5 protein-coding genes are annotated in these 8,976 nt (G+C 62.5%); 2 read left to right on the top strand and 3 right to left on the bottom strand.

All coding sequences use genetic code 11. The annotated features are described in order from the left end of the window. Nucleotides 1-84: 84 nt before the first annotated feature. The 3 genes from ngg to mnmC all read right to left on the bottom strand — a co-directional run bounded on the left by ngg (nucleotide 85) and on the right by mnmC (nucleotide 5,738). Complete coding sequence (ngg, locus tag QMX91_RS26225) at nucleotides 85-1,833, bottom strand: N-acetylglutaminylglutamine synthetase (RefSeq protein WP_135296320.1); 1,749 nt, start codon at nucleotides 1,831-1,833, stop codon at nucleotides 85-87. Between the two features lie 3 nt (nucleotides 1,834-1,836). Then, nucleotides 1,837-3,609 (bottom strand): N-acetylglutaminylglutamine amidotransferase, encoded by a 1,773-nt coding sequence (locus tag QMX91_RS26220; protein ID WP_282413600.1) that lies wholly within the window; start codon nucleotides 3,607-3,609, stop codon nucleotides 1,837-1,839. Nucleotides 3,610-3,758: 149 nt separating this feature from the next. Continuing rightward, the gene (gene mnmC / locus QMX91_RS26215) at nucleotides 3,759-5,738 is read right to left on the bottom strand and encodes a bifunctional tRNA (5-methylaminomethyl-2-thiouridine)(34)-methyltransferase MnmD/FAD-dependent 5-carboxymethylaminomethyl-2-thiouridine(34) oxidoreductase MnmC (protein WP_282413599.1); all 1,980 of its coding nucleotides are present in this window, start codon (nucleotides 5,736-5,738) and stop codon (nucleotides 3,759-3,761) included. A gap of 341 nt (nucleotides 5,739-6,079) precedes the next feature. Here mnmC and pap point away from each other — a divergent pair, with 341 nt between their 5' ends. Continuing rightward, nucleotides 6,080-7,594 carry a polyphosphate:AMP phosphotransferase gene (pap, locus tag QMX91_RS26210; RefSeq protein ID WP_266273071.1) on the top strand — a complete coding sequence of 505 codons (1,515 nt, stop codon included), beginning with the start codon at nucleotides 6,080-6,082 and terminating at the stop codon, nucleotides 7,592-7,594. A gap of 103 nt (nucleotides 7,595-7,697) precedes the next feature. Continuing rightward, nucleotides 7,698-8,882, top strand: a complete 1,185-nt coding sequence (locus QMX91_RS26205; protein WP_282413598.1) for a thiolase family protein — start codon at nucleotides 7,698-7,700, stop codon at nucleotides 8,880-8,882. The last annotated feature ends 94 nt before the right edge of the window (nucleotides 8,883-8,976 follow it).

Here is an 8,976-nt window from a genome sequence, read left to right as displayed (position 1 = left end):
AGCAAGCCCGCTCCCACATTTGGAATGCGTTCAACCTGTGGGAGCGGGCTTGCTCGCGAAGGCGTCAGTCCTGACACCTCGGAATCAAGAAACAGCCGGCTGACTGTGCGGAAACAACAAATCGACAAAGCGCTCCGCCGTCGGCTGCGGCTCATGATTGGCCAGCCCCGCGCGTTCGTTGGCTTCGATAAACACGTACTCCGGTTGATCCGCCGCCGGCACCATCAGGTCGAGGCCGACCATCGGAATGTCCAGCGCTCGCGCCGCACGGACGGCGGCATCGACCAGCGTCGGGTGCAGAATTGCCGTGACATCCTCCAGCGTGCCACCGGTGTGCAGATTGGCCGTGCGACGGACGAACAGGTGCTCGCCCGCCGGCAGGATGCTGCTGTAGTCATACCCGGCCGCGTGCAGGGTGCGTTGGGTTTCGTGATCCAGCGGGATCTTGCTCTCGCCACTGGTAGCGGCTTGCCGACGCCGGCTCTGCGCCTCGATCAATGCACCGATCGAATGATGGCCGTCACCGACCACCTCGGCGGGACGACGAATCGCTGCCGCCACCACTTCAAAACCGATCACCAGAATCCGCAGGTCGAGGCCTTCGTGGAAGCTTTCCAGCAGTACGCGGCTGTCGAAACGCTTGGCGGCTTCGATGGCCTGCTGCACCTCTTCGATGCTCTGCAGATCCACCGCCACGCCCTGGCCTTGTTCACCGTCGAGCGGCTTGACCACCACACGCTGATGCTCGTCAAGAAACGCCAGGTTGTCGTCGGCGTTGCCCGCCAGTTGCTGCGAAGGCAGCTTCAGGCCGGCGCCTTTCAACACTTTGTGGGTCAGGCTTTTGTCCTGACACAGACTCATGCTGATCGCGCTGGTCAGGTCGCTCAACGATTCGCGGCAACGTACCCGGCGCCCGCCATGGCTGAGGGTGAACAGCCCGGCTTCGGCATCGTCCACCTGCACGTCGATGCCGCGCCGGTGCGCTTCCTCGACGATGATCCGCGCATAAGGGTTGAAGTTGGCTTCCGGCCCGGGCCCGAGGAACAGCGTCTGATTGATGCCGTTCTTGCGCTTGATGGCGAAGGTCGAGAGGTTGCGAAAACCGAGCTTGGCGTAAAGATTTTTGGCCTGACGGTTGTCATGCAGCACCGACAGATCCAGATAACTCAGGCCGCGACTCATGAAGTGCTCGATCAAATGCCGCACCAGCACTTCACCGACACCGGGCCGCGAGCATTGCGGATCCACCGCCAGGCACCACAGGCTGCTGCCATGTTCCGGATCGTTGAAGGCTTTCTGGTGATTGAGGCCCATGACGCTGCCGATTACCGCGCCACTGTCTTCATCTTCGGCCAGCCAGTACACCGGGCCGCCCTGATGATGCGGGGTCAGGCGCGTGGCATCGATCGGCAACATGCCGCGTGCCTGATACAGCAGATTGATCGCTTGCCAGTCCGCTTCGCTTTGCGCGCGGCGAATGCGGAAGCCGCGAAACACGCGGGTGGCCTGGCGGTAATCGCTGAACCACAGGCGCAGAGTATCGGATGGGTCGAGAAACAGTTGCGTCGGTTCCAGCCCGAGAATCTGCTGCGGTGCGGCGACGTACAGGGCGATATCGCGTTCGCCGGGCTGTTCGTTGAGCAGTTCCTGCGCCAGGGTCGCCGGGTCAGGAAAGGTGTGACCGATCAGCAACCGGCCCCAGCCGCAATGCACGGCAATGGGGTCGGCGCCGAGTTCGCTGCCGTCTTCGGCCAGACGCGCCTGCAAGCGTTCATACGACGGTGTCTGACCGCGTAACAGGCGCTGATTGATCGCTGTGGCGTGAGGTTTCATCAATCAGATTCCTTGTTCACTGAGCCACAGGTTCAGGGCCGCCAGTTGCCACAGTTTCGAGCCGCGCAATGGCGTCAGTTGGCCTTGCGGATCAGTCAGCAATTTGTCGAGCATGGCCGGGTTGAACAGGCCACGATCCTGGCTCGGATCCAGCAGCAGTTCACGCACCCAGTTCAGAGTGTCGCCTTGCAAGTGCTTGAGGCCTGGCACCGGGAAATAGCCTTTCTTGCGGTCGATCACTTCGCTTGGAATCACCAGACGTGCAGCTTCTTTGAGTACCTGTTTGCCGCCGTCCGGCAGCTTGAACTGGCCGGGAATCCGCGCCGAGAGTTCCACCAGGCGATAGTCGAGAAACGGCGTGCGAGCCTCCAGGCCCCAGGCCATGGTCATGTTGTCGACACGTTTGACCGGGTCATCCACCAGCATCACCGTGCTGTCCAGACGCAGGGCTTTATCGACCGCGGCATCGGCACCAGGCTGGGCAAAATGCTCTTTCACGAAGTCGCCAGCGGCGTCATTCGCGGTCAACCATTTCGGCTGCACGGTGGCGGCGTAGTCGTCGTAGCTGCGGTCGAAGAACGCCGCGCGATAGGCCGCGTACGGATCGGCCGCACCGTCGACTTGCGGATACCAGTGATAACCAGCGAACAGTTCGTCGGCGCCCTGGCCGCTTTGCACCACTTTGCAGTGCTTGGCCACTTCGCGCGACAGCAGGTAGAAGGCGATGCAGTCGTGGCTGACCATCGGCTCGCTCATCGCACGGAACGCAGCGGGCAGTTGCTCGATGATCTCTTTTTCGTCGATGCGCAATTGATGATGTTGAGTGCCGTAGTGCTTGGCGATCAGATCGGAATACTGGAATTCATCGCCACGCTCGCCGCCGGCATCCTGAAAACCGATGGAAAAGGTCGACAGGTTCTCCACCCCGACTTCTCGCAGCAGGCCGACGAGCATGCTCGAATCGACACCGCCGGAAAGCAGCACGCCGACATCCACCGCTGCGCGTTGACGGATTGCCACGGCCTCGCGGGTGCTGTCGAGCACGCGGTCGCGCCAGTCTTCGAGGGTCAGATTTTTCTCGTCGTCGTGTGGGCCGTAGGGCAGGGTCCACCAGGTTTTCTGCTCGGTGCGGCCATCGGCTTCGACGCGCATCCAGGTCGCTGGCGGCAGCTTTTCGATGCCCGCGAGCAAAGTGCGCGGAGCCGGCACCACCGCATGGAAATTCAGATAGTGATTGAGCGCCACCGGATCGAGGATCGGGTTGATGTCGCCGCCCTTGAGCAGCGCCGGCAGGGCCGAGGCAAAGCGCAAACGCTGGCCGGTGCGCGACAGGTACAAAGGCTTCACGCCGAGACGGTCGCGAGCGATGAACAGGCGCTGGGCATCACGCTCCCAGATGGCGAACGCGAACATGCCGTTGAGTTTCGGCGGCAGCGCTTCGCCCCAGGCGTGGTAGCCCTTGAGCAGCACTTCGGTGTCGCCACCGGAATAGAAGGCGTAGCCCAGCGCTTCGAGTTCGGCGCGCAGTTCCGGGAAGTTGTAGATCGCGCCATTGAAGGCCAGGGACAAACCGAGTTGGCTGTCGATCATCGGCTGAGCCGAGCCGTCCGACAGATCCATGATTTTCAGGCGACGATGGCCCAGGGCAATCGGCCCTTGGGCATGGAAGCCCCACGCATCGGGGCCGCGAGGGGCCAGGTGATGGGTGATTCGCTCTACCGCTGCAAGGTCTGCAGGTTGATGATCAAAACGTAACTCGCCAGCTAATCCGCACATAAAGTCCTTACCGGTTTTTCCGTTGGGGAGGGGTCATTCAAGTCAGGCCAAAATGGCCGGTACTCAGAAACTGACCCGCTGCAGATGTGGGAGTTTTAGAACGATGAGTTATAAGAGGGGGCGACTGACCAGCGGCCAGTCGCGATTTTTCATTTGCCGCGAATCAACGTGCGCAGTGCAAAACGATTGGGATGGCAGGCCTCGGCGACGCTTCGGGGCAGTGGCAGCGGCTCGTTGTCCAGCCACGCCGCGAGCAGTTCGCCCGACAGCGGCGCGGTGATCAGCCCGCGTGAACCGTGGCCACTGTTAACGTACAGGCCATCGAGCCACGGGCAGGCGATGTCCGGCACTTGTCGCGCGTCCTTGCTCAACGCGGCGTAGGCCTGAGCGAAGGCTGTGCGGTCGGCGAGGGGGCCGACGATCGGCAGATAGTCGGGACTGGTGCAGCGGAATGCGGCGCGTCCCTCCAGAGTTTCCGGGGGCAGTTGATTGATGTGCAGGCGCGCCACCAGATCGCCGGAGATCTCTTCGAGCATCGCCAGATTGCCCAGGTGTTCGGCGGTGGTCGGGGTCAGGTCGTCGCTGTTGAAGTCGAAACTCGCACCCAGCGTGTGTTCGCCCAAGCGTGCCGGCGCGACATAACCTTCGGCGCAGACCACGGTGCGCAGTGTCTGGCTCTCGGTGGTTTGCGGCAGGCGCGTGATCTGCCCGCGAATGCGCTTGAGCGGCAACTCGGCACTTTGCGCAAAGCGTTTGATCTCCGCCGCGCCGGCCAATATCACCACCGGCGCGCTGGCGAGCACGCGCTCGCCGTCGAGGGCTTGCCACTGACCTTCGACCTTGCGCAGTTCCAGCGCATCGTGATGCTTGAGCAGTTCGATGTTCGCTTGCGCGGCTTGCGCCTGGCACAGCGCGGGTGGATGCACCCAGCCCCCTTCGGGGTAGAACAAGCCGCCGTGCGCCACAGCAATCCCGGCTTGAATTTCGGCTTGCGGCTGATCAAGCCAGCGCACCAGATCTTCCGGGAAGGCCGCGGCCAGTTGCGCCTGACGCTCGGCTTCCTTGGCGTTGAAAGCCAGTTGCAGCACGCCGCAATCGTCCCAGTCGGTGCCGCGTTGCAGGGTTTCCAGCAGGCGGCGGGTGTAGCCGAAGCCGCTGACGATCAGTTGCGACAACGCGGTGCCGTGGGCTGATAACTTCAGGTACAGCACGCCCTGCGGATTGCCGGACGCCTCCTGCGCCACGGCCTCGTGACGCTCCAGCAGACTGACTTGCCAGCCGCGCGCGGCGAGGCTGGCAGCGGTCGCACAACCGGCCAGCCCGGCGCCGATCACCAGCGCGCGCCGCTCGCCAGTCAGCGGGGCAGGGCGGGCGAACCACGGTTTGTCCGGCAGCGGTGGCGCGACGTCCTGCGGCCAGCCGAGAAACTCGCCGCGCAGGATCTCCCACTTGTGGCCGATGCCCGGCGTGCGTTTCATCTTGAACCCGGCCGCGTTGAGCAGACGCCGCACCCAACCGGTGCTGGTGAAGGTGCTAATGGTCGAGCCCGGCGCCGCCAGTCGCGCCAGTTCGACGAACAGTTCAGCGGTCCACATGTCGGGGTTTTTCGCCGGGGCGAAACCGTCGAGAAACCACGCATCAATCTGCGCATCGAGTTGCGGCAGTTGCTCCGCCGCATCGCCGATCAGCAGCGTCAGCGTCACTCGGCCATTACCGAGAACGATCCGCTGAAAGCCCTGATGGATCGCCACGTAATGCGTCAGCAGTTGATCGGCCAGTGGCTTGAGCTCCGGCCACAAGGCCAGCGCCCGTTGCAGATCCGTCGGACTCAGCGGATATTTTTCGACGCTGACGAAATGCAGCCGCGCACTGGCCACCGCGTGCTGTTCGAACAGCTGCCAGGCGCAAAGGAAATTCAGCCCGGTGCCGAAGCCGGTTTCGCCGATCACCAGTCGCCCATCGGCCGGCAGCGCGGCAAAGCGCTCGGCCAGACGGTTCTGTTCGAGGAACACGTAACGGGTTTCATCCAGCCCCGACTGGTCGGAAAAATACACATCATCGAACACCCGCGAGCGCGGACGTCCCTGGTCATCCCAGTCGAGTTGGGCGTGGGGCAATACAGGTTTCATGGCAGGCTCGGCAACGACAAGGCGGCCATTCTAGCTGATCGTGCGGAGGGTGCTTGATCCATGGCAAGGCCTGGCTGTGCAGCCTCGAAGACAATTAACGATTTGGGCGCGGATCAGAGCAACCTGTGGCGAGGGGATTTATCCCCGATCGACTGCGTAGCAGTCGCAATCCCGCTACCAGCGTGCATCTGGCGTTGAATGGCTTTGGGGCCGCTGCGCTGCCCATCGGGGATAAATCCCCTCACCACAGAGTTTTTCTTGAAGCCAAAAGGAGCGGAATTTCTCCGCCGCGCCCATGCCCAATCCGCTAGTCTTGCTGAATCCTGGAAGGAGCCGTCCCCATGTTTGAATCCGCCGAAATCGGCCATGCCATCGACAAAGAGACTTACGACGCGGCTGTGCCTGCATTGCGTGAAGCACTGCTGGAAGCGCAATTCGAGTTGCAGCAGCAGAAGCGTTTTCCGGTGATCATTCTGATCAACGGCATCGAGGGCGCAGGCAAGGGCGAGACCGTCAAGTTGCTCAACGAGTGGATGGACCCGCGTCTGATCGAGGTGCGTACTTTCGATCAGCAGACCGATGAAGAACTGGCGCGGCCACCGGCGTGGCGTTACTGGCGGATGCTGCCGGCCAAGGGGCGGATGGGCGTGTTCTTCGGCAACTGGTACAGCCAGATGCTTCAGGGCCGGGTTCACGGTCTGTTCAAGGATCCGCGTCTGGATCAGGCGATCAACGCCGCCGAGCGTCTGGAAAAAATGCTCTGCGATGAAGGCGCGCTGATCTTCAAGTTCTGGTTCCACCTGTCCAAGAAGCAGATGAAAGCGCGACTCAAGGCGCTGGCCGACGACCCGCTGCACAGCTGGCGCATCAGCCCGCTGGACTGGCAGCAATCGCAGACCTACGACAAGTTCGTCAAATACGGCGAGCGCGTGTTGCGCCGCACCAGCCGCGACTACGCGCCATGGCACATCATCGAAGGCATGGACGCCAATTATCGCAGTCTTGCCGTCGGCAAAATCCTGCTGGAAGGCCTGCAGAATGCGCTCAAGCGCCCCGAGGTGCATACCGAAGAGGTCAACGCCGCCCCGTTGGGCACGGCGGTCGATCAACTCAACCTGCTCGACAGCCTCGACCTGAACCAGCGACTGGAAAAGAAAGACTACGAAGAACAACTGATCACCGAGCAGGCGCGGCTGTCCGGGCTGATGCGTGACAAGCGCATGCGCCGCCACGCACTGGTGGCGGTGTTCGAAGGCAACGATGCGGCGGGCAAGGGCGGGGCGATTCGTCGGGTCGCGGCGGCGCTCGATCCGCGGCAGTACAGCATCGTGCCGATTGCCGCGCCCACTGAGGAGGAGCGCGCGCAGCCGTATCTGTGGCGCTTCTGGCGGCATTTGCCGGCGCGGGGCAAGTTCACCGTGTTCGACCGCTCCTGGTATGGCCGGGTGCTGGTGGAGCGGGTCGAGGGCTTCTGCAGCCCGGCCGACTGGCTGCGGGCTTACAGCGAGATCAACGATTTCGAAGAGCAGATCGCCGACGCCGGGGTCATCGTCGTCAAGTTCTGGCTGGCGATCGACAAGGACACCCAGATGGAGCGCTTCCAGGCCCGCGAGCAGATTCCGTTCAAGCGCTTCAAGATCACTGAGGACGACTGGCGCAACCGCGACAAGTGGGACGCCTACCGCGCCGCCGTGGGCGATATGGTCGACCGTACCAGCACCGAGATTTCGCCGTGGACGCTGGTCGAGGCTAATGACAAACGCTGGGCCCGGATCAAGGTCCTGCGCACGATCAACCGAGCGCTTGAGGAAGCATTCGCGAAGTCCGACAAACGCGCGAAAAAACACAAGGACTGAGCCGATGGACACGCATACGCGGGGTGAATGATTGTCGCGGTCGGCGGCAGGGTGGACTTATGCTCGGTCCACTCTCCTCCGACAACAACAATTGAGGTATGCCATGCGTGAAGTGGTGATCGTCGACAGCGTGCGGACCGGCCTGGCCAAGTCCTTTCGCGGCAAGTTCAACCAGACCCGCCCCGACGACATGGCGGCCCATTGCGTCAACGCGCTGCTGTCGCGCAATGACATCGACCCGGCCAGCGTCGAGGACTGCATTGTCGGCGCCGGCTCCAACGAGGGCGCGCAGGGTTACAACATCGGCCGCAACGTGGCGGTGCTGTCGCGGCTGGGCACCGGCGTGGCCGGCATGACCCTCAACCGTTTCTGTTCTTCGGGGTTGCAGGCGATTGCGATTGCCGCCAACCAGATCGCCTCCGGTTGCAGCGACATCATTGTCGCCGGCGGCGTCGAATCAATCAGTCTGACCCTGAAAAGCGTCAACACCGACCACCTGATCAACCCGTTGCTCAAGCAGCAGGTGCCGGGCATCTACTACACCATGGGCCAGACCGCCGAAGTGGTTGCGCGCCGTTACGACGTCAGCCGCGAGGCCCAGGATCGTTACGCGCTGCAAAGCCAGCTGCGCACTGCCCAGGCGCAAGCGGCCGGGCTGTTCAATGATGAAATCGTGCCGATGGCGGTCAAGTACCGGGTCGAAGACAAGAACAGTGGTGAGGTGCAGATCCTCGACGGCATCGTTGATCGCGACGACTGCAACCGTCCGGACACCACTTACGAAAGTCTCGCCGGACTGAATCCGGTGTTTGCCGAGGACGGTTCGGTGACGGCCGGCAACTCGTCGCAGCTGTCCGACGGCGCCTCGATGACGCTGTTGATGAGTCTGGAAAAAGCCCTGCAACTGGGGCTCAAGCCGAAGGCGTTTTTCCGTGGTTTCACCGTCGCCGGTTGCGAGCCGGACGAAATGGGCATCGGCCCGGTGTTCTCGGTGCCGAAACTGCTCAAGGCCAAGGGCTTGCAAGTGGCGGATATTGATCTGTGGGAGCTCAACGAGGCTTTTGCCTCGCAATGCCTGTATGCCCGCGATCGGCTGGAGATCGACAACGACAAATACAACGTCAATGGCGGCTCGATTTCCATCGGCCACCCGTTCGGCATGACCGGTTCGCGGCAGGTCGGGCATCTGGTGCGTGAGTTGCAGCGGCGTAATTTGCGTTACGGCATCGTGACCATGTGCGTGGGGGGCGGGATGGGGGCGACGGGGTTGTTTGAGGCTGTTCGTTAAACCTGCAGATTTGTATTGACCGTCAGGACGCCTTCGCGAGCAAGCTCGCTCCCACATTGGTACGGCGTACACCGATCAGAATGTGGGAGCGAGC

This window comes from Pseudomonas sp. PS01299, from assembly GCF_029960145.1.
In the GTDB taxonomy this organism is placed as follows: domain Bacteria; phylum Pseudomonadota; class Gammaproteobacteria; order Pseudomonadales; family Pseudomonadaceae; genus Aquipseudomonas; species Aquipseudomonas putida_A.
Note: the sequence above shows the minus strand (reverse complement) of the source record. Positions and strands in the feature narration are given on the sequence as shown.

Excerpts from the sequence above, each read along its gene's own strand:
- ngg (WP_135296320.1), bottom strand. The coding sequence starts at position 1,833 with ATGAAACCTCACGCCACAGCGATCAATCAGCGCCTGTTACGCGGTCAG.
- QMX91_RS26220 (WP_282413600.1), bottom strand. The coding sequence starts at position 3,609 with ATGTGCGGATTAGCTGGCGAGTTACGTTTTGATCATCAACCTGCAGAC.
- mnmC (WP_282413599.1), bottom strand. The coding sequence starts at position 5,738 with ATGAAACCTGTATTGCCCCACGCCCAACTCGACTGGGATGACCAGGGA.
- pap (WP_266273071.1), top strand. The coding sequence starts at position 6,080 with ATGTTTGAATCCGCCGAAATCGGCCATGCCATCGACAAAGAGACTTAC.
- QMX91_RS26205 (WP_282413598.1), top strand. The coding sequence starts at position 7,698 with ATGCGTGAAGTGGTGATCGTCGACAGCGTGCGGACCGGCCTGGCCAAG.